We start from the raw sequence: 23,965 nt of genomic DNA, 5'->3' as shown, positions 1-23,965 counted from the left end.
CGGCGGAGGAGGGCGTTCCGGTAAGAAAGACTAGTTGGGGGCGGAATGAATATTTTCAAGACCTTCCACCGAACTGCAGCATCTCTTGCGTGGTATTGCCGGATGAAGCACGAACATTCCAACAACCGCTAGTGTAACACATGCGCATGGATGACGCTTGGTCACCCGTCAATAGCGATATAATGGTCAATTGCAATCTTGCGCGCTTCGCGCGGACTTTTCCACCGGGTCGTTCCAGCCGCCATCGGGCGCTCGGTCGGCCGCACGACAGGCCGTTCCAATGATCAACCCAGTTTCCGCACGCATTTCCACCGGCATCGCCGGCCTCGACGACATCCTGGGCGGCGGGCTGACGCCGCAGCGCCTGTACCTGGTGGAAGGCTCGCCCGGCGCCGGCAAGACCACGCTCGGCCTGCAGTTCCTGCTCGACGGCGCCGCCCGCGGCGAAAGCGGCCTGTACATCACGCTGTCGGAAACCACGGACGAGCTGACCGCGGTGGCGGCCAGCCACGGCTGGGACATCGGTGCGCTGTCGATCTACGAGCTGGCCGGCGACGACGAACTCGACCTGGACTCGCAGCAGTCGGTGTTCCACCCGTCCGAAGTCGAGCTGGGCGAGACTACGCGCAACGTGATGAACCGGGTCGACGAACTGCGTCCGGTGCGGGTGGTGTTCGACAGCCTGTCCGAAGTGCGCCTGCTGGCCCAGAACCCACTGCGCTACCGGCGCCAGATCCTGGCCCTGAAGCAGTTCTTCGCGGCGCGTGCCTGCACCGTGCTGCTGCTCGACGACAAGACCGCCCAGTCCGACCAGCACCTGCACAGCATCGCCCACGGCGTGATCAGCCTGGAGCAGATCGCGCGCGAGTACGGCAAGGAGCGGCGCCGCGTGAACATCCTCAAGATGCGTGGCATCCGCTTCCGCGGCGGCTACCACGACTACACGCTCGACACCGGCGGCATCACCATGTACCCGCGCCTGGTCGCGGCCGAGCATACGGCCGACTTCGCGCCGGAACTGGCCTCGAGCGGCTCGGACGGCTTCGACGCATTGCTGGGCGGCGGCCTGGTGCGCGGCACCAACACCCTGGTAGTGGGGCCGTCGGGCATCGGCAAGACCACGCTCACCACCCGCTGCCTGCTGGCGGCGCTCGAGCGTGGCGAACCGGCCGCGTATTACCTGTTCGACGAGGGCCTGGGCACCTTCCACGCGCGCAGCCTGCAGCTCGGCCTCGACCTGCGGCCGCACCTGGAAAGCGGCCTGCTGCGGGTGCACCAGATCGATCCGGCCGAGCTGTCGCCGGGCGAATTCTCGCAGATGCTGCGCGATGCGGTCGAGCAGCGCGCCACCCGCTTCATCGGCATCGACAGCCTGAACGCCTACCTGCAGGCGATGCCGGGCGAGCATTACCTGACGCTGCAGATGCACGAGCTGCTCTCTTACCTCAACCAGAAGGGCGCGACCACCCTGATGATCCTGGGCCAGCATGGCCTGGTCTCGGAGGCGCGCACCGACGTCGACCTGAGCTACCTGAGCGACAACACCGTGCTGCTGCGCTTCTTCGAAGCCGGCGGCAAGGTGCGGCGCGCGATCAGCGTGATCAAGAGCCGCACCACCGAACACGCGCAGAGCATCCATGAGCTGCAGCTGGGCCAGGGCGGGGTACGCATCGGCGCCGCGCTGGAAGGCTTCCAGGGCGTGCTCACCGGGATTCCGAATTACCATGGCGCCACGCCGATGATGGTCTCGCCCGGCAATGCCGACGCTTGAAGCGCGCGAACAGCGCCTGCTGATCGTCGCTCCGCACGGGCGCGACGCCGAGGTCATGGCCGGCGTGCTGCAGCGTGACGGCCTGGCGTGCGAGGTGGTGCCCGACGTCGCCACGCTGGCCGCCAGCATCGAAGACGGCGCCGGCGCCGCAATCCTGGCCGAAGAGGCGCTGCACGGCGCCGACAGCGCCGCGCTGCACGCCTGGCTCGAACGCCAGGGGCCGTGGTCCGACTTTCCCTTCATCGTGCTGCTGGCCAAGGCGATCGGGCTGCCACAGCCGGGCGCGCGCGCGCGCCTGGCCACGCTGGGCAACCTGATTCTGCTCGAGCGCCCGCTCAACGCCGAGACCCTGCGCAGCGCGGCCGCCTCGGCGCTGCGCGCACGGCGCCGCCAGTACCAGGCGCGCGCCGTGCTGGCCGACCGCGAACGCACCGCGGCCAGCCTGGGCCGGAGCCAGGCGGCGCTGGTGGCGCTCAACGAAACGCTCGAGTCGCGCATCGAAGAGCGCACGCGCGCCCTGGCCCAGGCCAACGACCGCCTGATGAACGAAGTGATCGAGCGCGAGCGGGTGCAGCAGGCCATGGTCCAGTACCAGAAGATGGAGGCGGTGGGGCGCCTGACCGGTGGCATCGCGCACGACTTCAACAACCTGCTCAACGTGGTGCAGGGCAGCATGGACCTGATCCTGCTGAAGTCGCAGGACGAATTCGTGCGCGCGCGCGCCGAGATCGCGCGTCGCTCGTGCCAGCGCGGCGGCAAGCTCACCGGCCAGCTGCTGGCGTTTGCGCGCAACCAGAGCCTGGACCTGCGCGCGATCGACCTGCAGGCGCTGTTCGACGGCGTGCGCGAGCTGGTGGCGACCTCGCTCGGCTCCTCGATCCGGCTCGGCTTCGAGGTGGCGCCCGATTGTCCCGGCGCGCTGGCCGACGCCAACCAGATGGAGATGGCGCTGCTGAACCTGGCCATCAATGCGCGCGACGCGATGCAGGACGGCGGCCGCATCGATTTCAGCGCCGCGCCCGCCGCGTCGCCCGCCGGTTTCCTGCCGGACGGCGACTACGTGCGCATCGCGGTGGCCGACAGCGGCGCCGGGATGGCGCCGGACATCCTGGCCAAGGTGTTCGAACCGTTCTTCACCACCAAGGGCGTGGGCAAGGGCACCGGCCTGGGCCTGAGCCAGGTGTACGGCATGGCCCAGCAGTCCGGCGGCGGCGCGCGCATCCTGAGCGAGCCGGGGCAGGGCACGACGGTCGAGATCTGGCTGCGCGCGGCCGGCACGCTCGATGCCGCGCCGCCGGTGCGGGCGGCGGCGCGGGCGGCGGCAGCGCGCCCGGCGCGCATCCTGATCGTCGAGGACGACGACTTCGTGCGCGAGTCGATGGTGTCTTCGCTGGAGGCGCTCGGCCACCAGGTGACGCAGGCGGCCGATGGCGCCGCCGGACTGCGCGCGCTGGAAGCGGCGGCGCCCGAGCTCCTGATCACCGACTACCTGATGCCGGGCATCACCGGCGCCGAACTGATGGAGCGGGCGCGCGCGCTGTATCCGGAGCTGCCGATGATCATCGCCACCGGCTACGCCGACATGAAGGCGATCGAGCAGGCGCTGGGCGACGGCCTGGTGCTGCGCAAACCCTTCCAGCTGGCCGAACTGGCGCTCAGCGTCGAACGCGCGCTGGCGAGCCGGCGCGGCACAGGTTTGCAGCCCGGGTCCGGGCCGCCGCTGGAGCGCCCGGCATGATGCCGGCCGACGATGGCTTTGATTATGAAGCGGCGCTGGCGGCCTGCGCGCGCGGCGAGCGCCAGGCGCTGCGCCGCCTGTACGACCGCGACAGCGCGCGCCTGCTGGGCGTGGCGCTGCGCATCGTGCGCGAGCGCGGGCTGGCCGAAGACGTGCTGCACGACGCTTTCGTGAGCATCTGGACCCGCGCGGCGACCTTCGACGCCACCCGCGGTTCGGCGCGCGGCTGGATGTACACCGTGGTGCGCCACGCGGCGCTGGACGCGGTGCGCGCCGGTGCGCGCGAGGTGGCGGCCGATGGCGACACCCTGGAGGCGCTGGATGTGATCGAGCGCGACGCCGGCGCCGACATGCTGGAGGCGTTCGAACTGCGCCAGGACCTGGGCCGCCTGCACGAGTGCCTGACCCGGCTCGACACGGCCAAGCGCAACAGCATCCTGTACGCCTACGTCGAGGGCTTCTCGCACAGCGAGATCGCCGAGCGCCTCAAGTCGCCGCTGGGCACGGTCAAGGCATGGATCAAGCGCGGCCTGAGCGCGCTGCGGGAGTGCATGGTATGAGCGCCACCACCAATCAGACGCCGCGCGACCCCGACGAGCTGGCCGGCGAATACGTGCTCGGTACGCTGTCGCAGGAAGACCGGCGCCGGGTCGACGCGGCCCTGCCGCACGACGCCACGCTGCGCGCCGCCGTCGGCGACTGGGAACGGCGCCTGCTGCCGCTGAGCGGCATGGTCGATCCGGTGGCGCCGCCGCCGGCCTTGTGGCGCCGGATCGAGCGCAGCCTGGGCGCCGCGCCCGCATCTGCGCCTGCATCTGCGCCGGCGCCGCAGCCTGCCGCACGCGCATCGTGGTGGGAACGCCTGGGCCTGTGGCGCGGCCTGGCCGCCGGCGGGTTCGCCGCCGCCGCGATCATGGCGGCGGTGGTCGGCGTGCGCCTGCACGAGGTGGCGCAGCCGCACTTGATGGTGGTGCTTGCGGCGCCGCAGAACGCCACGCCGGGCTGGGTGCTGGAGCTGGTCGGCGACGACACGCTGCGCCTGAAGCAGCTGGTCGAGGCCGAGGTGCCGGCGCAGCGCGCGCTGCAGCTGTGGACCAAGGCCGACGACTGGGCCGGACCGGTGTCGCTGGGCCTGGTGCGGCCGGGCCAGACGCTCGAGGTCAAGCTCGACCGCCTGCCGAAGGTGGTGCCGAACCAGCTGTTCGAGATCACGCTCGAGCCGGAGCAGGGCTCGCCGATCGGACGTCCGACCGGGCCGATCCTGTACATCGGGCGCGCGGTGAAGGTGGGATAAGGCTGACGACCGTCATTGCAGCCGATCGGCGCAATGACGGCCTGCGAGGTGCCGGGCCTGGAGCCTCAGCGCACCCAGATCGCGATATCCCGCACCCCGGCCGACCCGCCGATCACCGACGCCGCCGGCGTCGCCGCCCCGTTCACGGGCGTCGCCGCGCCGGTGCTCAAGTCCACCCGGTACAGCGAACTGGCCCCGCCCGCACTCGAGCGCAGCGCCGCCAGTACCAGCCCGTTGGCGCCGCCGCCGATATCCATCCCGCCATCGCCCGCGAACGTCACGCCGAGCGGACCCACATTGCTCAAGGTGCCGTCGTTCGGCGGATTCTGCAGCGCCAGCACGCCGCCGGCGCTGTCGATGTCGAACAGCTGGGTTGTGGTCGCGCCCGGGACGCTGTTGGTGTAGGCCGCCGCACTGACCACGGCCGGCGCCGCGGCGCGGTTGATGTTGCCGTCGGTGGTGGTGGCGCCGGTGTCGACGTTGATGCGCAGGCTCTGGCCGCTGTTGCCGATCACGCGCAGGCGGTCGGCCACCGGGTTGAAGTCGACCGCGAACGCGCTGCCCTGCAGGCTGCCGTAGGGGGCCGTGGTGTCGGCGGCGTCGGCCGTCAGCGTCGCCCTGACCGTGGCCGCGCCGGTGGCCGGATCGATCGTCACCAGCCGCCCGCCCGAGCTCAAGCCCCACAGCACGCCGTCCTTCGGCCGCACGTCGATGCCGACCAGCCCTTCGTCGCCGTTCAGGCCGGTGATCGGACGCTCGCTGTCGATCGTGTTCGGCGTCGCCGCCTTGAAGCCGAGCAGGCGGTTGGCGTCGCTCAGCGCCAGCACGGTGGCGCTTTGCGCGCGCAGCGCCAGGCCGCGGATGTCTTCGGTCACGCCCAGCGCGCCGACCAGGGTGGCGGCGCTGGCGCCGCCGCCGGCGTTCAGGTTCACGCTGTACAGGTTGCGCGCGCCGCCGACGGTGGCGGCCAGGTAGCCGAGGTTGGTGCGGGCGTCGATGTCGAAGCCGCTGGCGCTGCCGGCCGCCACGCCCAGCGCCATCGGGCTGGCCAGGGTGCCGTTGTTGGGCGGGTTCTGCACGTACAGCGTGCCGCTCGCGCCGTCGATGCCGTACAGGGTGGTGGCAGCGGTGCCGGCGAACGAATTGGTGTACGCCGACGCCGTGATCGCGGTGTTGGCCGCGCCGCCGTTGATGTCGCCGTCGGTGGTGGTGGCGCCGCTGTCGACGTTGATGCGCAGGCTCTGGCCGGTATTGCTGACGATGCGCAGGCGGTCCGCCACCGGGTTGAAGTCGACGCCGAACGCAGTGCCATTCAGGCCGGCATACGGCGCGCTGGTGTCGGCGGGATCGGCGCTCAGGGTGCTTCTCAAGGTGGCGGCGCCGCTGGCGCTGTCGATCGTGTACAGGCGCCCGCCGGAGCCGACCGCGTACAGCTTGCCGTCGGCCGGACGCACGTCGATGCCGACCAGACTGTCGCCGCCCTGCAGGCCCTGAATCGCGACGTTGGTGCGGATCGTGGCCGGGGTGTCGCGGTTGAACGACAGCAGCCGGTTGCTGGCGGTGAGGACGAATACGTCGCCGGCCGCCATCGCCGGCGCAGTAACCGGCGGCGTGCCGGTTTGATCGTCATTGCTGCTGCCGCAGGCGCTCAGGGCGAGGGCGATCGACGAAACGAGGACGAGCTTGGCGAATCGTGGTTGGTGCATGGTGATCTCCGGTTGTAGGTGGCGAAACAGTGGATGAACCTGTTGCAAGCGCATGGTTGCCATCACGGCCCCCATGCCTTCACCGGTACTACGCATCGGATGCGCGATTGGATGCACCTTTCGCAAAATTTATTTCAGCCTGGTCGGCTGGTCGATGGTTGCCCAAGATATGTCCTGCCGCACGAACCGAAAATCGACTGAAAACGGTTCGTGTCAGAACGATATGAACCGACAGGCTGGTCGTTAAGCGAGATTTGTGGCAGTCGAAGCGGTTCATCAGCACTACAATTGCCGGCTCTAGCAGTTGTCAGGCGCTGGCGCTGCAGAGTGTTGAAAGAGGAATTGAATGCATGTAGTTCTTGTTGTCGAGCCAGAAGTCGCCGACGCCGATCAGGTGTTGCAGCGCCTGGGCCGCGATTGCGTCGCCATCCGTGTAGCCAGCCCGTTGCGGGCCGTCTACGCATTGCACGCTGTGCAATTTACTAGTGTGGTCGTCGCGCTCGACCGGGTCGATGCGCACGACTATGCGTCGCTGTTCGCCACGTTGCGCACCATCGCCCCGGGCACGGTCGTCATCTGCGTGCCGCCATTGCCCGTACAGCGCATTGCATCGCACGAAGCTGCGGCCGACACGCGGGAAAGCAGAAATGGCGCGCTCGTGTCCTGAGCCACGCATCCACACAAAACAAAAGGCGCCCAGGAAATTCCTGCGCGCCTTTTTAGTTACTGAACAGTGAAACGCTGCCGGATCAGCGGTTCGGCGTCACCCGCCACACCACGTTGGCCAGGTCGTCGGCCACGATCAGCGCGCCTTTCGGATCGACCGTGACGCCCACCGGACGCCCGCGCGTCTTGCCGTCGGCGTCGCGGAAGCCGGTGACGAAGTCGATTGGCTCGCCGGCCGGCCGGCCGCCCGCGAACGGCACGAAGATTACCTTGTAGCCGACCGGATTGGCGCGGTTCCAGCTGCCGTGCTCGCCCACGAAGGCGCCGTTGGCGAATTTCGCGCCCATCACCGGCTGCGAGAAGCTCAGGCCGAGGGCGGCGACGTGCGAGCCCAGGCTGTAGTCGGGCTTGATGGCGGCCGCGACCTTCTTGGGATTTTCCGGCTTCACGCGCGGATCGACGTTCTGGCCCCAGTAGCTGTACGGCCAGCCGTAGAAGCCGCCTTCGCGCACCGAGGTCAGGTAGTCCGGCACCAGGTCCGGGCCCAGTTCGTCGCGCTCGTTGACCACCGACCACAGCTGGCCGGTTTCCGGATGGATCGCCAGCGCGGTCGGGTTGCGCAGGCCGGTCGCGTACGGTTTATAGGTGCGGGTGTTGACGTCGATCTGCCATACCATGGCGCGGTCGACTTCGGCTTCCATGCCGCGCTCGGTGATGTTGCTGTTGGAACCGATGCCGACGTAGACGTAGCGGCCATCGGGGCTGATGGTCATCGCCTTGGTCCAGTGGTGGTTGATCTCGGACGGCAGCTGGGTGATGGTGGTCGGCGCCGCCGCGGCCGCGGTCTGGCCTTCGCTGTAGTCGAAGCGCACCAGCGCGTCCTGGTTGGCGACGTAGATCTTGTTGTCGAAGAAGGCCAGGCCGTAGGGCGCGTTCAGGTTGTCCGCGAACACGGTCTTCAGTTCGTACTTGCCGTCGCCGTCGGCGTCGCGCAGCAGGGTCAGGCGGTTGCCGCTCTTGACCTTGGTGTTGCCCTTGGCTTTGATGTAGCCGGCAATCACGTCCTTCGGCTTCAGCTTGGCCGCGTTGCCGCCGCGGCCTTCGGCCACCAGGATGTCGCCGTTCGGCAGCACCAGGGTCTGGCGTGGAATCTGCAGGTCGCCCGCGATCGCTGTGACGCTATAGCCTTCGGGCACGGTCGGCTTCTGGTCGCCCCATGGGGTCGGTTCCGCGATCTTCATGCTCGGCAGCAGGCCGCGCTGCGGCGCCGGCAGTTTCGGATCGGCGCCGTGCGCCAGGGTATCGCCGCCCTTGTCGTTGCAGGCGCTCACCAGCAGCGCCACGCCGACCATCGTCAGTGTGCTCAAGCGTTTCATTGGACACCTCCTGCGCGCGGGATGCGCTGGCTCAGTCCGATCCAGGCGGTCACGCAGATCAGGATCGACACGATCACCGATAGCACCAGGCCGGCCGGCATGACGGCCCAGGCGTCCTTGGCGTGCTGGAAGCAATTGACCAGGCCCAGTGCCCAGGTGATCAGCAGCAGCACGAAATAGGTCAGCGGCTGGCCCGACTTGCGCGGCGCGCGCAGCAGGTTGACCAGCGCGAACAGCAGGGCAATTCCGCTGAACAGTTCGGCACCGGCGAGCAGCCATGAGGCGAAGTTGCTCCACTGGATCTGGTAAGTGTTGGAATAGGCGATATCGCTCAGCAGGGCGCCGACGAACAGGGGCACGCTGCCGGCCAGGAAAATGGCGTGCAGCGGGCCGGGCGGGTGCGCGGGATGGCTGTGATAAGCCGGCGCGGCCGTGGTGACAGGAGTCATCGAGTGGTCCTCGTAGTGATGTGATTGTCGAAATCATATCGATTACTGGAAGTTGCCGGCGCATGGTTGATTCGCGGCGATGCTGAATGGAACGCACCGTCTTTGTCCCGGCGCGGCGCCGCATTCGATGCTTGATAATCAAGATATCCATCCTAAGCTGGTAAGAGTCAGCGCAGTGTCCTGCGCGTCTTTACCCATCATTTCAGGAGGTTATCATGCTGCAACCAAGCGAAATCCAACAACGTTTCAGCCACGTCCAGCAAGTCGTGAACCAGGCCGAGGAAGTCTGCCGCAACGACCAGAGCGTGCCGAACGAGATCCGCGACTGCATCCAGAAACTGGCCCACGAGACCGACCGCGCGCAAAGCGTGATGCAGTCGAACGACCAGTCCGACATGGTCCAGTGCATCGACGACCTGGAAGCGATCGGCGACGAAGCCAAGCGCGTGTGCACCAGCACCCGTCCGTCGCCGCAGGTGCAGTCGGTGGTCGTGCGCGTGCACGACGAGCTGTCGAACCTGAAGCACCAGCTGCACTGATCCACGCTGTGCCGGCGCCCGCCGGCCAGCGCCTACAGCACGCCGCGTGCGCGCAAGGCGGCGATCTCGGCTTCGCTCCGGCCCAGCACCTCGCGCAACACCTCGCCGGTGTGCTGGCCCAGCAGGGGCGGGGCCACGCCGCTGGTCGCGGGCGTGGCCGACATCCGGATCGGATTGCGCACCAGCCTGACCTGGCCCGCGTCGGGATGCGGCAGGTCGATCGCCATCCCGCGCGCCTGCACCTGCTCGTTGGCGAACACTTCTCCCACATCGTTGATCGGCCCGCAGGGTACGCCGGCCGCTTCCAGCAGCGCGATCCATTCGTCGCGCGGCTTCTGTTTCACCATCTCGGCCAGCAGCGGCACCAGCACGTCGCGCCCCTGCACGCGCTGCGGATTGGTAGCGAAGCGCGCGTCGTTCGCCAGCTCGGGCCGGCCGCCCGCTTCCACGAACTTGCGGTACTGGCCGTCGTTGCCGGTGGCGACGATGATGTGGCCGTCCGCACAGGCGAAGGTTTGATAGGGCACGATGTTGGCGTGCGCATTGCCCCAGCGCTGCGGCGCCTTGCCGCTGTTGAGGTAATTGCTGCCGACGTTGGCCAGCATCGCCACCTGCGTGTCGAGCAGCGCCATGTCGATGTACTGGCCTTCGCCGGTGCGGTCGCGATGCGTCAGCGCCGCCAGCACGGCGACGGTGGCGTACATGCCGGTCATCAGGTCGGTCAGCGCCACGCCGGTCTTTTGCGGGCCGCCGCCGGGCAGGTCGTCGCGTTCGCCGGTGACCGACATCAGGCCGCCCATGCCCTGGATCAGGAAGTCGTAGCCGGCGCGGTGCGCGTACGGGCCGTCCTGGCCGAAGCCGGTGATCGAGCAGTAGACGATGTCGGGCCTGACGCTTTTCAGCGACTCGTAGTCGAGGCCGTAGCGCTTCAACTGGCCGACCTTGAAGTTCTCGAGCACCACGTCGCAGTGGCGCGCCAGCTCGCGCAAGAGTTCCTGGCCTTCCGGGCTGGCGATGTCCACCGTGACCGAGCGCTTGCCGCGGTTGGCGCTGAGGTAGTAGGCGGCTTCGGTGGTGTCTAAACCAGCGGCATCCTTCGCATACGGCGGACCCCAGGCGCGGGTGTCGTCGCCGCTGCCGGGGCGCTCGATCTTGATCACGTCGGCGCCCAGGTCGGCCAGGTTCTGCGCACACCACGGGCCGGCCAGCACGCGCGACAGGTCGAGCACGCGGATGTGGCCGAGCGCCCTGGGCAGGGTGGAAGGATGGGTGCCGGGGTGCGTCATGTCGCCGTTCCTGTCGTTCGCTGTGAAGCGGCGATTATAGCTGGCCGTCGCGCAGGCCTTATCCCGGGAACGCGGCCAGGCCGGGCGCACCCGAGCCGGCAGGCCCCGGCGTACGCGCCACGTTCATCACCCAGCACACCATGGCGAAATAGCCGGCCAGCGTGGTCAGCTCCACCGCACCGGGCGTGCCGAAGCAGGACACCGCTTCGGCGTAGGTAGCGTCGCTCACGCCGTGCCGTTGCAGCAGTTCGCGGGTGAAGTCGACCGCGCAGGCCTGTTCGGCAGGCAGCGCGCGCGGGTGGCGGCCGGCCAGCAGCGCGTCGATCGCGTCCTGCGCCACGCCGGCCTTGACTGCCAGCGGCGCGTGGGTCTGCCATTCGAACTGGTTGCCAACCTCGCGCGCCACCACGCAGATCGTCAGTTCGCGGATCGCGTCGGGCAGCGTGCCGTCGAAGCGCAGCGCTTCGCCGAGTTTGCCGACGCGCTCCATCAGCACCGGCGTCTGCAGCAGCGGCACGAAGGGGCCGAAGATCGCCTTGCGCGGGCCGTTGATGATGGCGTCCGCCGCTGCCTGCTGGGTCTCGTCCATGGCCTCGCGCGCGGGAATCGCGATGCGCTCGGAATTGGCGGCGCCGAAGCCTTGCGCGGTGGCGCCGGGGCGAAGAGGGTCGTTCATGCGGTGCTCCTTAGTTGGTTGAATGATGGCGCCGTTCATGGCGCCACAGATACCAGGCGCTCGCCAGCAGGCCGGCCGCGGAAAGCGCCAGCGCCAGGTCGAGCGCGATGGTGTGATCCGACACCACGTGGCCGATGGCGGCCGAGACGATCGGCCCCATCAACTGCCCGAACGCGAAGCCGGCGGTCATGCGGCCCAGCACCGCGGTCGGATTGTGGGCCACGCGGCCGCGCGCTTCCTGCATGCCGACCATGGTGATCACCATGAAGGTGCCGCCGACCAGCAGCGCCGAGGCGATCACGCCGGACAGCGCCGGCCACACGATCGGCAGCAGCACGCCCAGCGCCATGGCCAGGTGGCAGGTGGCCCACACGGCTGCGCGGTTGGCGCTCTTGAGCAGCGCCGCCACAACGATCGTGGAGATGGCGGCGGCGCTGCCGAACAGAGGCCAGGCCCAGCCGAAGACGTGCGGATCGTCGACCACCTGGCGCGCCAGCGCCGGCAGGTAGGTGGCGGGCAGGATGTAGCCGAAGCCGAACAGGGCGTAGCAGGCCACCAGGCCGGCGGTGCCCGCCGGCGCAGCGGGTGGCGAATGCGCTGCGTGCGCCGATGGCGCCGCGTCGGCCATCGGCGGCGGGGCCGGCAAGCGCAAACTCACGAGTAGAGGAACGATGCTCGCCAGCGCCGCCAGAGCGCCGAGGTCTACCCACAGCGCCAGCGCCGACGCTTCGAAGCCGGGCGCGACCAGGCAGAACACGCCGGCCGCCGCGATGCCCAGCCCGACCCCGGCGAACAGCGCCCCGGCCAGGTGCGGCCGTCCGAGGCTGGCCAGCCAGCCCAGTCCCCATGCGGTGGTGGCCACCAGCGTCCAGGCGCTGAGCGCGCCGGCGACGAAGCGCAGGACCGTCCAGGTGGCGACCGACGAGGCCCAGCCGACGGCGGCGGTGACGGTCACGGTGGCCAGCAGGCCGAGGGCGAGCAGCGTCGCGGGGCGCAACCCGAGGCGCGCCGCCAGCAGGGCGCCGACCAGGTAGCCGAGGTAGTTGCTGGCGGCGAGCAGCGCGCCGGACGGGGCGTCCAGCAGGCCGTCGCGCACCATCAGCGGAAACAGCGGAGTAAAGGCAAAGCGGCCGACGCCCATGGCAACGGCCAGCGCGATCATGGCGGCGAGGCACACCAGCCGGGCGTCGCGGCGCCGGGCGGCATGCAGGATGGAGGATTCGTTCATGGGCGTCATTAGAACGCAATTCGCCGAACCTCGTACGAGGCGCCCCGGTTCCGGCCCCGCCACGCCGACGGTCAGGCACGCTGCGACGGGTCCAATAATCCGGCCGCGAACAGGTCGCGCTCGCGGTCAACGATGCCGTCGACGGTGCGCTCGTCGATTCCCATCGCTTCGAGCACGAAGCTCGACAGCTGCAGGCTCGCTTCCAGCGTCTCGGGCACCACCACGCTGGCGCCGGCCTGGCGCAGGATACGCGCGTGCCGCTCGTCGCGCGAGCGCACGAACAGCTGCACGTGCGGGAATTCGCGCCGGATGCCGCGCACCGCCTGCAGCGCGGCGGTCGGCTGGTCCATCGTCAGCACGATCGCCGGCGCGTCGCCGGCATGCACGCGGCGCAGCAGCTCGGGCCGCGCAGCGTTGCCGAACCAGACCGGCAATCCGTCGGCGCGCAGCTGCGCCACCAGGCGCGCATCGTTCTCGAAAGCGACGAACGGAATGCCCTGGTCCGCCAGCAGCTTGCCCAGTTGCTGGCCGACGCGCCCGAAGCCGGCCACGATCACCTGGCCGCGCACGGCCGGCAGCATTTGCTCGTCGCTATATTCCGCCTGCGCGCGCGCGATGCTGTCGGAACGCTCGCCGATGGCGCGGCCCAGGCGCGCCAGCAGCGGCGTGATGAACAGCGACAGGCCGACCGCCAGCATCACGCGCGCGCCCAGCGCCGGGTCGAGCACGCGGGTGCCGATCGCGTAGCCGATCACGATGAAAGCGAATTCGCCGCCCTGGCCCAGCAGCAGGCCGCCCTCCAGCGCCCGGCCCCACGGCATGCCGCCGGTCTTCAGCAGCACCGCCACCACCAGCGCCTTGAGCAGCACCAGGCCGGCCACGAAGGCGGCCAGCCATAACGGGTGTTCGACGATCTGGCGCGTGTCGATGGTCATCCCGACCGTCATGAAGAACAGGCCCATGAGCAGGCCCTTGAACGGCTCGACCATCAGCTCGACCTCGTGCTTGAATTCGGTCTCGGCCAGCAGCAGGCCGGCGATCAGCGCGCCCAGCGCCATCGACAGTCCGGCGGCGGCGGACAGGGCGGCGATGCCGAAGGTCGACAACAGGATCAGGGCCATGAACACGTCCGGCTGGCGCTGGCGCGCAAAGGCGCGAAACAGCGGATGCACCACGCGAGCGCCGGCCAGCCAGATCAGGGCGATGGCGCCGGCCGCCTTGGCCAGCGCGACGATCGACAGCAGCGCCACGCTGTCGCCGCCGCCGGCGCCCTTGCCGAGGGCGCCGATCAGGACCAGGATCGGCACCACCGCCAGGTCTTGCAGCATCAGGATGGCAAAGGCGGCCTGGCCGAGCGGGGTGCCGGTGCTTTGCTGCTGGCTCATCAGCTGCATGACGATGGCGGTCGAGGACAGCGACAGCACCAGTCCCAGGATCGCGGCCGTCTGCGCCGGCTGGCCGGCCAGCCACAGGGCGCCGCCGAGCAGCGCGGTGGAGGCCAGCACCTGCGCGCTGCCGGCGCCGAACACCCATCGGCGCATCGACCACAGGCGCGCGGCCGAGAGCTCCAGGCCGATCATGAACATCAGGAACAGCACGCCGATTTCGGCCAGCATCGACACGCCCGGGCCGGCGGGGAAGGTGAGGGCGGCGAGCCAGGGAACGTCACCCGCCAGCAGCCCCAGACCGAAGGGGCCGAGCAGGGCGCCGACCGCCAGAAATCCGAGCACCTGGTTGATGCGCAGGCGTTGCAGCAGCGGGATCAGGATGCCGGCGAGGATCAGGAACAGCAGGATTTCGCGCAGGAAGGGGAAGGCGTGTTGGTCGTGCACGGCGGTGGGCTAGTGGTGGAGGGCCCGGGTATTTTAGCGCTCGTGCTGGAGGGGACTTGCGGTTTTTGACTCTGGTGGATTTTTCGTTGCGGCTTCGGGAGGGAACTTGGGTCCCCGCCCTCGCGGGGACGACGGGATAACTAACGTGGCCGAAGTCGGACTCCCAACGACGCCACCACCTTACATCAACGTCGTCCCCGCGAAGGCGGGGACCCAAGTCCGTCGCGTACCGATAACCCATCACGCGGCCATCGGCCGCGCTTAACCATACAAACCGATCAGGTCCCCGACTGCACCGCCTCGACCTCATCGGCCTCGGCCTGGCTATCGCCACCGGCCACCTGCTGCCGCCCCTCGGCCTCCTGCTCCAGCGCCTTGCGCTCGGCCCGATCCGCATTGCGCAGCGCGATATAACGACGCAATGCATCATCCAGCGCCGGCAGCAAGGCCCCACGCTCGCTGTGCAGCGACGAATACGCCGGCCGCGCCGCCGTGAAGCCGAACTCGGTCGCGGGCCGCGCTTCCAGCCGCGCCGCATCGACTCCCGCCAGCTCGGCCGCGCGGCGCGCCAGTTCGGCCCAGGTCAGCTCGCCCTTGTTGGCCAGGTGCCAGATGCCGGCTTCGCGGTCCACGGCCAGGTCCAGGCAGGCGTGCACCAGGTCCGGCACGTAGGTCGGGGTGATGGTCATGTCGCTGGCCGCCACGAACGGGTCGCCGCGCTCCAGGGCTTCCAATGCCAGGGTCACGAAGTTGTGCTTGTCCCAGGGCCCGAAGAAGGCGCTGGTGCGCACCACCAGGGCGCCCGGATGGTTGTCCAGTACCGCGCGCTCGGCCGCGGCCTTGGTGCGGCCGTAGACATTGAGCGGATTGACCTCGTCGGATTCGACGTACGGACGCTCGTTGCGGCCGTCGAATACCAGGTCGCTCGAGAAGGTGGTCAAGTGCACGCCGTGGCGCGCGCAGGCGGCGGCCAGGGTGGCGGCGCCGAAGGTGTTTTCGCGCTCGCAGCGTTCGATGTCGTTTTCGGCGTCGTCCACCCGCACGTAGCCGCAGGTGTTGACCACCGCCCATGGCTTGTATTTGGCCAGCGCGCGCTCGACCGAATCGGCGTCGGCAATGTCCATGTCCTGGCGCGACAGCAGGCGGTGCGCCAGGTTGCGCTTCTCGCAGATGCGGGCGAAGGCCTGGCCCAGGGTGCCGGTGGCGCCCAGGATCAGGATCGGCGCCGCCTCGATGCCGACCAGGCGATGGCCGTCGGCCGAGATCGAAGTCAGCGCATCGGGCGTGGCCACCGGCTGGCACAGGTGGCGGCCCGGCCGGCGCCACCAGCCCTGGGCGCGCAGCACCGGGTGCGACAGCGGCGCGCCGCTCGACAGCTCGCGCATCATCGCCGCCAGCGCGGTCGGGCGCGGCAGCGGCGAACGGACGTCGAGCGGGCCCGGCTCGTAGTAGCCGCGGTTGGCCGTGACCAGGCAGTTCCAGTCGAACGAGCCGAGCAGGGCCCAGACCGTTACCGCGCGCACGTCGACGCCGTTGTCGCGCGACTGCTGCGCCGCTTCCCAGATCTCGAGCAGCCAGCGCATCTGGTCTTCGNGCCGAGCAGGGCCCAGACCGTTACCGCGCGCACGTCGACGCCGTTGTCGCGCGACTGCTGCGCCGCTTCCCAGATCTCGAGCAGCCAGCGCATCTGGTCTTCGCGGTTGGCGTCGATGTGGGCTTCGGTGATCGCCAGCGGGATGCCGTAGCGGTCCCAGACTTCGGACAGCAGCGGGGCGATGCCCGGCGTCGGCGTGGCCAGCGCGCGCGAGGCCTCGATGTCGGCGCACGGGATGCCGTCGGCCACGCCGCGGTGGTGTTCCGGATAGCGCTCCGGACGGTGATCCAGCCAGCGCTCGCTGGTGACGTAGTAATTGACGCCGATGATGTCGGGCGGGCAGGTGTTGTCGCGGAACCAGAGGAACTCTTCGGCGGCGATGCCGGTGCGCAGCAGGTAGTTCCACAGCTTGTGCTGCGGACCGACCATACCGCACAGCAGGTCCCAGCCCAGCCAGCGCCGTTCGTTGTAGAACTCGGCCACCTTGGCCAGCTCGGGCGTGCTGTAGGTCTTGCCGAGGTCGTCGGTCTGGACCAGTTTGGCGCCTGGGTTGATGGCTCGGATGGCGCGCATCGACAGCACGGTGGCGCGGCACTGGTTGAGCAGGGCCTGGATGAAGGTGCGGTCGTCGCGGCCGTGCGGGTACCACACGCCGTACAGGCCGGCGAAGCGGGCGGTGGTGCAGATTTCGTTGACCGGGGTGTAGTACTCGAGCCAGGGATAGCGCGCGGCGACGGCGCCGGCATAGTCGGCCAGTTGCTGGGCGAAGCCCGGATCGACCAGGCTGGTATGGCGCGGTCCGCTGCCGTGGTGGATCAGGCCGGCGATCGGGGTGACGCCGGCGGCGCGCAGCGCTTCCAGGCGTTCGTCGGGCCAGGCCCAGTCGGCCTTGTCGATGCCGTCCGGGGCGGTGCGTTCCCACAGGATCGGATAGCGGATGGCCTTGATGCCGAGCGCAGCAAAGCGGTCGATGTCGCAGGCGCGGCCGGCGTGGCCGTTACGGTCGAGCTGGCTGAAGTACTGGTCTTGCACGCGGTTGACCGTGCATTCGAGGCCGCCCCAGAGTTCGAGAGGGGTGGCGGGGCTGTTCGTGCTCTTGTTCATGTTTTTCAATCCTTAATCTTATTGCAACAAATTGCCGGCAGTGGGGCGCCCTGGTCAATGAAACGTCATTGGGGAGAGCCCTGCTTGCCCGATCATGGTGCGCGCCGCTGGAAGAGCACGGGTTGACAGCACCGCGTCAACCTGCAACCATGCGGTCCATGATCTTTCCGAAAGCACATCCAACTCTTGCCTGGTGGCGCCGCTGACATCGCGCGGCCCCGGGAAATGATGTGCATTTCAAACTGACGCCGCCTCGATTCAGGTGGCGTCGTCATTGACGCAGGACGGTCGAGGCATCCAACAAGGAACAACTCGATGACCCTGCAAACTTCTTCTACCGCCAATCAAATCATCCTGACCGGCGACCGTCCGACCGGTCCGCTGCATCTGGGCCACTTCGTGGGCAGCCTGCGCGGGCGCGTCGGTTACCAGGACCAGTATCGCCAGTTCGTGATGCTGGCCGACTCCCAGGCGCTGACCGACAATATGGATGATCTGGGTAAGGTACACCGGAACGTGGTGGAGGTGGCGCTCGATTACCTTGCCGTAGGGATTGACCCGACCAAGACGACCATCTTTATCCAGTCGCAAATCCCGGAATTGACCGAGCTCACCTTCTACTACCTGAACCTGGTAACCGTGGCGCGCCTCGAGCGCAACCCGACGGTCAAGGCCGAGATCGTGCTGCGCGGCTTCGAGCGCGACATCCCGGCCGGCTTCCTGACCTATCCGGCCAGCCAGGCCGCCGACATCACCGCCTTCAAGGCCAGCGTGGTGCCGGTGGGCGAAGACCAGATCCCGATGATCGAGCAGTGCAACGAGATCGTGCGTCGTTTCAACCGCACCGTCGGCAAGGAAATCCTGGTCGAAGCCAAGGCATTCGTGCCGGAAGTCGGCCGCCTGCCGGGCATCGACGGCAAGGCCAAGATGAGCAAGTCGCTCGGCAACACCATCAATCTGGGCGCCAGCGCCGACGAGATCCGCGCCGCGGTCAAGAACGTGTACACCGACCCGCTGCACCTGAAGGTGTCGGATCCCGGCCATATCGAGGGCAACGTCGCCTTCACCTACCTGGACGCGTTCGATACCGACAAGGAAGGCCTGGCCGAGATGAAAGCGCACTACCAGCGCGGCGGCCTGGGCGACAGCATCGTCAAGAAGCGCCTGGAGGGCATCCTGCAAGAGCTGCTGGCGCCGATCCGCGCACGTCGCGAAGAGTTCGCCAAGGATCCGGCGCAGGTGATGAAGATGCTGCAGGAAGGCACGATGAAGGCGCGTGAAGTGGCCGCGGCCACGACCGACGAGGTCAAGAAGGCGCTGGGGTTGTCGTACTTCTGATCGGTCAATGTGACGCTGGCCGGATCAAGTCCGGCCAGCGTGCTGTGTGCGTCAGTCAGACGCGTGGTTGCGCCGACTTCAGTCGCGCAGATCGGCCGGCACCTTGCCGCCGTTGGCCGCCAGCTTGTTCATCACCTGGCGGTGCAGCCAGATATTCATCTTGGCCGAATCATTGGTGTCGCCGGTGTAGTTCAGTTCGGCGGCCAGTTCCTTGCGCGACTGCAGGCTGCTGTCCAGGTTCAGCAGCTTGAGCAGGTCGACGATCGAGGTGCGCCAGTTGAGCTGCTGGCCCGACGATTGCTGCATGCCGTTCAGGATCTGTTCGACGTCCACCTGCTGCATGGCAGGCGCTGCAGCCGGGGCTGGCGCGGCCTGTGGGGCAGCCTGTGGCGCGGCCTGCGGAGCAGCTTGCGGCTGGGCCGGTGCGGCGGTCGGGGCGGCCGGAGCCTGCGCCTGGGTCTGCGCTGGTGCGTCGTCTTTTTTGCCTGGGAAAATTTTGTGGAAGATATTGCTTAGGATACCCACTGGACCCTCCTTTTCTGGTGATTGCTTGCGGATGTTTTGCGCCATGTAGCCGAGTGCCACTGCCAGCGCGGCGCCGCCGGCGGCCTTGATCAGCGTCGGGTGTTCGGCATAGAAGTCGCTCATACGGTCGACAATGCCGGGATTCTGCTGTTGCGCCTTTTCGGCGATTTCTTGCACTTGCTCAGGCGAGATCTGCGACGCCTGTTCCGGCGTCACCCTGGCCGGCGCATTGCCGCCAAAGATTTTGGCCAACGCACCGCCCGCGACCGACGACAGCAGTGCACCATTGCCGCCCAGCAGGTTGGTCAGCATGCCGGCGCGCTGGTCCGGATTGCTCTGGCCGAACAGCTGGCTCACCATCTGCGGGAAAGGCGGGGTCTGGTCCGAGCGCAGGGCGCTGGCGATCCCCTGGGCGATGCTGGCGCGGGGCGCGTTTTGCGCCACCTGGTCGAAGTCATCCGCGGCACGGCCGTTGTTGGCGCCGCCGCCGATGTATTGTTGCAACAGATTTCCTAAATCAAAAGCCATATCCAACTCCTCTTCATCTCTGTCTGGCAACTGGTAAAACGTCAGCGTAGGCACTTCGTCAACCTCACTCTGTTCGTTCACGAACGGTTGGGAACCATCCGCTCGCACCCGGCTTGTGGACAGCGCACTCTGGCGGGCGCTAAGCTGTCGGGATGCCATATCTGCCGCTCACCGTTTTTCTCGTCCTCTATGCTGTCGCCAGCCTCGCGTGGAGCCTGCCGCAAATGGTCGGGGCCGCCTATGCGGTCACCAGCATCAGCTGCTTCATCGCCTATGCCATGGACAAGTCGGCCGCGCGCGCCAGGACCTGGCGCACGCCGGAAACCACGCTCCTGCTGCTGGGGCTGGTCGGCGGCTGGCCGGGCGCCGTGCTGGCCCAGCAATGGTTGCGGCACAAGACCAGCAAGCAGTCATTCCAGTGGAAATTCCAGCTGACGGTGGCCCTCAACCTGGGCCTGTTCGCACTGTTGGCCTGGCGCTTCGGCCAGCAGCAGGCCTGAACCTTGTGAACGAGGATACTGCCATGTGGCCCTATCCGCGCATCCTGGCGCATCGCGGCGGCGGCACGCTGGCGCCGGAAAATACCTTCGCCGGACTGCGCTGCGGCATGCGCCACGGTTTTCGCGCGGTCGAGTTCGACGTGATGCTGGCGCGTGACGGCGTGCCGGTGCTGATGCACGACCCGGCGCTGGGCCGCACCGTGCGCGGCAGCGGCAGCGTGTTCGAGCACGATGCGGCGGACCTGGCGCACATGGATGCCGGCAGCTGGTTCGGTCCCGGCCACGCAGGCGAACCGGTGCCGCTGTTCGGCGCGTTCGCGGCGTTCTGCAAGGCGCACGGGGTGTGGATGAATATCGAGATCAAGCCGGCGCCGGGCTACGAACTGGAAACCGGCGCCGCGGTGGCGCGCTTGACCGCTGAGCTGTTTGCCGACGAGATCGCGGCCGTCGACAGCGCGCGCCTGCCGCTGCTGTCCTCGTTCAGCGACGTGGCGCTGGCGGCGGCGCAGGCCAACGCCCCCGGCTTGCCGCGCGCTTGCCTGATCAGTACCCTGGACGGCGATTGGGAGCGGCGGGCGCGAGCGCTCGGCGCCGTCGCCATCCATACCAATCACCTGCACCTGACGCCGACGCTGGCGCAAGCGGTCAAGGCGCGCGGCTTCGGCTTGTTCTGCTATACGGTCAATGATCCGGCGCGTGCGGCCGAGCTGCTGTCGTGGGGCGTGGACGCCTTCTGCACCGACCGCATCGACCTGATCGCGCCAGACTTCGTGTGATCCGCGCGTCAATATCGGCCTGACTAATATTCCTCTTGCCAGCTAGGCTATAATCGTCCCTTTATATGGCACGCTGCCTCATTCCGCCCTCGATCAGACATGAAATCCTCCGACATCCGCGAAAAGTTCCTGAAGTTCTTTGAATCCAAAGGCCATTCCATCGTGCGCTCCAGCTCGCTGGTGCCGGGCAATGACCCGACCATGCTGCTGACCAATAGCGGGATGGTGCAGTTCAAGGACGTCTTCCTGGGCCTGGATACGCGTCCGTACTCGCGTGCGACCTCGGTGCAGCGCTGCGTGCGCGCCGGCGGCAAGCACAACGACCTGGAAAACGTCGGCTACACCGCGCGTCACCACACTTTCTTCGAGATGCTGGGCAACTTCAGCTTCGGCGACTACTTCAAACGCGACGCCATCAAGTTCGCCTGGGAACTGTTGACCACGGTGTACATGCTGCCGGCCGACAAGCTGACCATCACCGTCTATTTCGAGGACGACGAGGCCTACGACATCTGGGCCAACGAGATCGGCGTGCCGACCGAACGCATCATCCGCATCGGCGACAACAAGGGCAAGCGCTACGCCTCGGACAACTTCTGGCAGATGGCCGACACCGGCCCGTGCGGTCCGTGCACCGAGATCTTCTTCGACCACGGCGCCGACATCTGGGGCGGCCCTCCGGGCTCGCCGGAAGAAGACGGCGACCGCTTCATCGAGATCTGGAACCTGGTGTTCATGCAGTTCAACCGCGACGAAGCCGGCAACCTGAGCCCGCTGCCGAAGCCGTCGATCGACACCGGCATGGGCATGGAACGCCTGGCCGCGGTGCTGCAGCACGTGCACAGCAACTATGAAATCGACCTGTTCCAGAACCTGATCAAGGCCGCTGCGCGCGAAACCGGCGTCACCGACCTGGGCGCCAACTCGCTCAAGGTGATCGCCGACCACATCCGCTCGGCCGCGTTCCTGATCGTCGACGGCACCATTCCGAGCAGCGAAGGCCACGGCTACGTCCTGCGCCGCATCATCCGCCGCGCGCTGCGCCACGGCCACAAGCTGGGCCAGACCAAGCCGTTCTTCCACAAGCTGGTGGCCGACCTCGACCTCGAGATGGGCGAAGCCTATCCGGAACTGCGCGACGCCAAGGACCGTGTGGCGCAAGTGCTGAAGGCCGAAGAAGAGCGCTTCGGCGAAACGCTGGAAAACGGCATGAAGATCCTGGAAGCGCAGCTGGCCAAGGATCCGAACAAGCTGGACGGCGCCACTGCCTTCACCCTGTACGACACCTACGGTTTCCCGCTCGACCTGACCGCCGACATTTGCCGCGAACGCAATGTGACGCTGGACGAAGAAGGTTTCGCCGCCGCGATGGAGCAGCAGAAAAAGACCGCACGCGCCGCCGGCAAGTTCAAGATGGCCGCCAACGTCGAGTACGCAGGCGAGAAGACCAAGTTCGTCGGCTATGAATCGCTGGCCCACAACACCCACGTGCTGGCGCTGTACGCCGACGGTGTGTCGGTGCAGGAACTGAAGGCCGGCCAGGCCGGCATCGTGGTGCTGGACACCACCCCGTTCTACGCCGAATCGGGCGGCCAGGTCGGTGACCAGGGCGCGATCAAGGGCGAAGGCAAGCTGTTCGAAGTCGAAGACACGCTCAAGATCCAGGCCGACGTGTTCGGCCACCACGGCGTGCTGCGCGAAGGTTCGCTGAAGGTCGGCGACACCGTCGATGCGCAAGTCGACACCGTCAAGCGCGGCCGCACCATCCGCAACCACTCGGCCACCCACCTGATGCACAAGGCCCTGCGCGAAGTGCTCGGCACCCACGTGCAGCAGAAGGGCTCGTTGGTCGATCCGGACAAGACCCGCTTCGACTTCAGCCACCCGCAAGCACTCACCGCTGAAGAAATCGCCAAGGTCGAGATGATCGTCAACCGCGAGATCCTGGAAAACCACCCGACCCAGGCCCAGCACATGAGCTTTGACGATGCGGTCAAGCATGGCGCGATGGCGCTGTTCGGCGAGAAGTATGGCGACACCGTGCGCGTGCTGGATATCGGCACCTCGAAAGAGCTGTGCGGCGGCGTCCACGTGACCCGCACCGGCGACATCGGCCTGTTCAAGATCGTGTCGGAAGGCGGCGTCGCCGCCGGCATCCGCCGCGTGGAAGCGGTGACGGGCGAGGGCGCACTGGCGCTGGTGCAGTCGATCAACGCCAAGTTGCTGGCCGCCGCCGGCGCGCTGAAGACCAGCCCGGACGAGCTGACGGGCCGCATCGCTCAGGTGCAGGACCAGGTCAAGACGCTGGAAAAAGAAGTTGCGGCACTGAAGTCGAAGCTGGCCGCCGGCCAGGGCGACGAGCTGCTGACCCAGGCGGTGGACGTGAACGGCATCAAGGTGCTGGCTGCCACCATGGAAGGCGCCGACGTCGCTACCCTGCGTGAAGCGATGGACAAGCTGAAGGACAAGCTGAAGACCGCCGCCATCGTGCTGGCCAGTGTGGCCGACGGCAAGGTGAGCCTGATCGCGGGCGTGACCAAGGACGCCACCGGCAAGGTCAAGGCCGGCGAGCTGGTCAACTTCGTCGCCCAGCAGGTGGGCGGCAAGGGCGGCGGCCGTCCGGACATGGCGCAGGCGGGCGGTACCGATCCGTCGGGCCTGCCGGCGGCACTGGCCGGTGTGGCCGGCTGGGTCGGCGAGCGCGCGTAACCCACCCGCATGGACGCGGCCGCTCGCGGCCGTGCTTCCTGCTCTAGAACGCCGCCTTCGGGCGGCGTTCTGCTTTGGACAACGGGCCGGAATTTATCTCGCCGGCTTGTATCTTCGCCTATTGCGCGCCCCGTTTCGGACCGCATCTTTCGCCGTGACGCACCATGCAGGTGCCGGTTTGTGAGCGTCCTGTACACACTCAATATTAATTCGTCAAGCTTTTAACATTGAGGTTGCAGTCTTGCAACAATCTGTGACTATTTTGGTGCGCTGCGTCATACTGCGGAAATTGGAGTAGTATGCGATTGAAGTTGGACCACTAAATTGAAG

20 protein-coding genes are annotated in these 23,965 nt (G+C 67.7%); 10 read left to right on the top strand and 10 right to left on the bottom strand.

Features of this window, described 5'->3' with window-relative positions:
* The first annotated feature begins 280 nt into the window (after positions 1–280).
* From QPK27_RS19750 to QPK27_RS19735, 4 genes are read left to right on the top strand one after another with little or no spacing between them, the layout of a single operon-like run.
* On the top strand, positions 281–1,771 hold the full coding sequence (locus QPK27_RS19750; protein ID WP_290419882.1) for an ATPase domain-containing protein: 1,491 nt from the start codon (positions 281–283) through the stop codon (positions 1,769–1,771).
* Positions 1,758–3,509: a response regulator gene (locus tag QPK27_RS19745; RefSeq protein ID WP_290419881.1), complete on the top strand. Its 1,752-nt coding sequence runs from the start codon at positions 1,758–1,760 to the stop codon at positions 3,507–3,509. Before QPK27_RS19750 ends, QPK27_RS19745 begins: the two co-directional genes overlap by 14 nt.
* Positions 3,506–4,069 (top strand): sigma-70 family RNA polymerase sigma factor, encoded by a 564-nt coding sequence (locus QPK27_RS19740; RefSeq protein ID WP_290419880.1) that lies wholly within the window; start codon positions 3,506–3,508, stop codon positions 4,067–4,069. The genes QPK27_RS19745 and QPK27_RS19740 overlap by 4 nt, the downstream gene beginning before the upstream one ends.
* Positions 4,066–4,803: an anti-sigma factor domain-containing protein gene (locus QPK27_RS19735; protein ID WP_290419879.1), complete on the top strand. Its 738-nt coding sequence runs from the start codon at positions 4,066–4,068 to the stop codon at positions 4,801–4,803. Before QPK27_RS19740 ends, QPK27_RS19735 begins: the two co-directional genes overlap by 4 nt.
* Before the next feature lie 65 nt (positions 4,804–4,868).
* On the opposite strand, the gene QPK27_RS19730 is transcribed toward QPK27_RS19735, so the two are convergent.
* Positions 4,869–6,509 carry a DUF4394 domain-containing protein gene (locus QPK27_RS19730; protein WP_290419878.1) on the bottom strand — a complete coding sequence of 547 codons (1,641 nt, stop codon included), beginning with the start codon at positions 6,507–6,509 and terminating at the stop codon, positions 4,869–4,871.
* 346 nt (positions 6,510–6,855) lie between these two features.
* Here QPK27_RS19730 and QPK27_RS19725 point away from each other — a divergent pair, with 346 nt between their 5' ends.
* On the top strand, positions 6,856–7,176 hold the full coding sequence (locus tag QPK27_RS19725; RefSeq protein WP_290419877.1) for a hypothetical protein: 321 nt from the start codon (positions 6,856–6,858) through the stop codon (positions 7,174–7,176).
* An 82-nt stretch (positions 7,177–7,258) separates the two neighbouring features.
* Here the strand turns inward: QPK27_RS19725 and QPK27_RS19720 are convergent, their stop codons facing one another.
* Both QPK27_RS19720 and QPK27_RS19715 read right to left on the bottom strand, forming a co-directional pair.
* Entirely contained in the window at positions 7,259–8,551 is a 1,293-nt protein-coding gene (locus tag QPK27_RS19720) for a sorbosone dehydrogenase family protein (RefSeq protein ID WP_290419876.1), read from the bottom strand.
* A complete protein-coding gene (locus tag QPK27_RS19715) occupies positions 8,548–9,000 on the bottom strand; it encodes a DUF2231 domain-containing protein (RefSeq protein ID WP_290419875.1) in 453 nt (150 codons plus the stop codon). Before QPK27_RS19715 ends, QPK27_RS19720 begins: the two co-directional genes overlap by 4 nt.
* A gap of 215 nt (positions 9,001–9,215) precedes the next feature.
* Here QPK27_RS19715 and QPK27_RS19710 point away from each other — a divergent pair, with 215 nt between their 5' ends.
* A complete protein-coding gene (locus QPK27_RS19710) occupies positions 9,216–9,539 on the top strand; it encodes a hypothetical protein (RefSeq protein ID WP_290419874.1) in 324 nt (107 codons plus the stop codon).
* Between the two features lie 32 nt (positions 9,540–9,571).
* On the opposite strand, the gene QPK27_RS19705 is transcribed toward QPK27_RS19710, so the two are convergent.
* The 6 genes from QPK27_RS19705 to QPK27_RS19680 form a co-directional block, all read right to left on the bottom strand.
* The gene (locus QPK27_RS19705; protein WP_290419873.1) at positions 9,572–10,825 is read right to left on the bottom strand and encodes a CaiB/BaiF CoA-transferase family protein; all 1,254 of its coding nucleotides are present in this window, start codon (positions 10,823–10,825) and stop codon (positions 9,572–9,574) included.
* A gap of 58 nt (positions 10,826–10,883) precedes the next feature.
* Positions 10,884–11,501, bottom strand: coding sequence for a carboxymuconolactone decarboxylase family protein (locus QPK27_RS19700; protein ID WP_290419872.1), 618 nt, complete (start codon positions 11,499–11,501; stop codon positions 10,884–10,886).
* Between the two features lie 10 nt (positions 11,502–11,511).
* The gene (locus QPK27_RS19695; RefSeq protein ID WP_290419871.1) at positions 11,512–12,729 is read right to left on the bottom strand and encodes a YbfB/YjiJ family MFS transporter; all 1,218 of its coding nucleotides are present in this window, start codon (positions 12,727–12,729) and stop codon (positions 11,512–11,514) included.
* A gap of 71 nt (positions 12,730–12,800) precedes the next feature.
* Positions 12,801–14,561, bottom strand: coding sequence for a cation:proton antiporter (locus QPK27_RS19690; protein ID WP_290419870.1), 1,761 nt, complete (start codon positions 14,559–14,561; stop codon positions 12,801–12,803).
* A gap of 278 nt (positions 14,562–14,839) precedes the next feature.
* Entirely contained in the window at positions 14,840–16,144 is a 1,305-nt protein-coding gene (locus QPK27_RS19685) for an SDR family oxidoreductase (protein WP_290419869.1), read from the bottom strand.
* Positions 16,072–17,259, bottom strand: a complete 1,188-nt coding sequence (locus tag QPK27_RS19680) for a family 1 glycosylhydrolase (RefSeq protein ID WP_290419868.1) — start codon at positions 17,257–17,259, stop codon at positions 16,072–16,074. Before QPK27_RS19680 ends, QPK27_RS19685 begins: the two co-directional genes overlap by 73 nt.
* Positions 17,260–17,574: 315 nt before the next feature.
* Here QPK27_RS19680 and trpS point away from each other — a divergent pair, with 315 nt between their 5' ends.
* A complete protein-coding gene (gene trpS, locus QPK27_RS19675) occupies positions 17,575–18,597 on the top strand; it encodes a tryptophan--tRNA ligase (protein ID WP_290419867.1) in 1,023 nt (340 codons plus the stop codon).
* A gap of 78 nt (positions 18,598–18,675) precedes the next feature.
* On the opposite strand, the gene QPK27_RS19670 is transcribed toward trpS, so the two are convergent.
* Positions 18,676–19,122, bottom strand: a complete 447-nt coding sequence (locus tag QPK27_RS19670) for a DUF3597 domain-containing protein (RefSeq protein ID WP_290419922.1) — start codon at positions 19,120–19,122, stop codon at positions 18,676–18,678.
* 752 nt (positions 19,123–19,874) lie between these two features.
* On the opposite strand from QPK27_RS19670, the gene QPK27_RS19665 reads away from it, so the two are divergent.
* From QPK27_RS19665 to alaS, 3 genes are all read left to right on the top strand, one after another.
* On the top strand, positions 19,875–20,150 hold the full coding sequence (locus QPK27_RS19665) for a DUF1294 domain-containing protein (RefSeq protein WP_290419866.1): 276 nt from the start codon (positions 19,875–19,877) through the stop codon (positions 20,148–20,150).
* Positions 20,151–20,173: 23 nt separating this feature from the next.
* Positions 20,174–20,926: a glycerophosphodiester phosphodiesterase gene (ugpQ, locus tag QPK27_RS19660; RefSeq protein ID WP_290419865.1), complete on the top strand. Its 753-nt coding sequence runs from the start codon at positions 20,174–20,176 to the stop codon at positions 20,924–20,926.
* Between the two features lie 99 nt (positions 20,927–21,025).
* Positions 21,026–23,635 carry an alanine--tRNA ligase gene (gene alaS / locus QPK27_RS19655; protein WP_290419864.1) on the top strand — a complete coding sequence of 870 codons (2,610 nt, stop codon included), beginning with the start codon at positions 21,026–21,028 and terminating at the stop codon, positions 23,633–23,635.
* Positions 23,636–23,965: the final 330 nt, after the last annotated feature.

Source organism: Massilia sp. YIM B02443, assembly GCF_030411955.1.
In the GTDB taxonomy this organism is placed as follows: Bacteria; Pseudomonadota; Gammaproteobacteria; order Burkholderiales; family Burkholderiaceae_D; genus Telluria.
The sequence above is the reverse complement of the archived record's forward strand: the minus strand, read 5'-3'. Positions and strand labels throughout refer to the sequence as shown.

Bases quoted from the DNA above. Each gene is read 5' to 3' on its own strand.
- QPK27_RS19750 (WP_290419882.1), top strand. From the start codon at position 281: ATGATCAACCCAGTTTCCGCACGCATTTCCACCGGCATCGCCGGCCTC.
- QPK27_RS19745 (WP_290419881.1), top strand. From the start codon at position 1,758: ATGCCGACGCTTGAAGCGCGCGAACAGCGCCTGCTGATCGTCGCTCCG.
- QPK27_RS19740 (WP_290419880.1), top strand. From the start codon at position 3,506: ATGATGCCGGCCGACGATGGCTTTGATTATGAAGCGGCGCTGGCGGCC.
- QPK27_RS19735 (WP_290419879.1), top strand. From the start codon at position 4,066: ATGAGCGCCACCACCAATCAGACGCCGCGCGACCCCGACGAGCTGGCC.
- QPK27_RS19730 (WP_290419878.1), bottom strand. From the start codon at position 6,509: ATGCACCAACCACGATTCGCCAAGCTCGTCCTCGTTTCGTCGATCGCC.
- QPK27_RS19725 (WP_290419877.1), top strand. From the start codon at position 6,856: ATGCATGTAGTTCTTGTTGTCGAGCCAGAAGTCGCCGACGCCGATCAG.
- QPK27_RS19720 (WP_290419876.1), bottom strand. From the start codon at position 8,551: ATGAAACGCTTGAGCACACTGACGATGGTCGGCGTGGCGCTGCTGGTG.
- QPK27_RS19715 (WP_290419875.1), bottom strand. From the start codon at position 9,000: ATGACTCCTGTCACCACGGCCGCGCCGGCTTATCACAGCCATCCCGCG.
- QPK27_RS19710 (WP_290419874.1), top strand. From the start codon at position 9,216: ATGCTGCAACCAAGCGAAATCCAACAACGTTTCAGCCACGTCCAGCAA.
- QPK27_RS19705 (WP_290419873.1), bottom strand. From the start codon at position 10,825: ATGACGCACCCCGGCACCCATCCTTCCACCCTGCCCAGGGCGCTCGGC.
- QPK27_RS19700 (WP_290419872.1), bottom strand. From the start codon at position 11,501: ATGAACGACCCTCTTCGCCCCGGCGCCACCGCGCAAGGCTTCGGCGCC.
- QPK27_RS19695 (WP_290419871.1), bottom strand. From the start codon at position 12,729: ATGAACGAATCCTCCATCCTGCATGCCGCCCGGCGCCGCGACGCCCGG.
- QPK27_RS19685 (WP_290419869.1), bottom strand. From the start codon at position 16,144: ATGCGCTGGCTGCTCGAGATCTGGGAAGCGGCGCAGCAGTCGCGCGAC.
- trpS (WP_290419867.1), top strand. From the start codon at position 17,575: ATGACCCTGCAAACTTCTTCTACCGCCAATCAAATCATCCTGACCGGC.
- QPK27_RS19665 (WP_290419866.1), top strand. From the start codon at position 19,875: ATGGTCGGGGCCGCCTATGCGGTCACCAGCATCAGCTGCTTCATCGCC.
- ugpQ (WP_290419865.1), top strand. From the start codon at position 20,174: ATGTGGCCCTATCCGCGCATCCTGGCGCATCGCGGCGGCGGCACGCTG.
- alaS (WP_290419864.1), top strand. From the start codon at position 21,026: ATGAAATCCTCCGACATCCGCGAAAAGTTCCTGAAGTTCTTTGAATCC.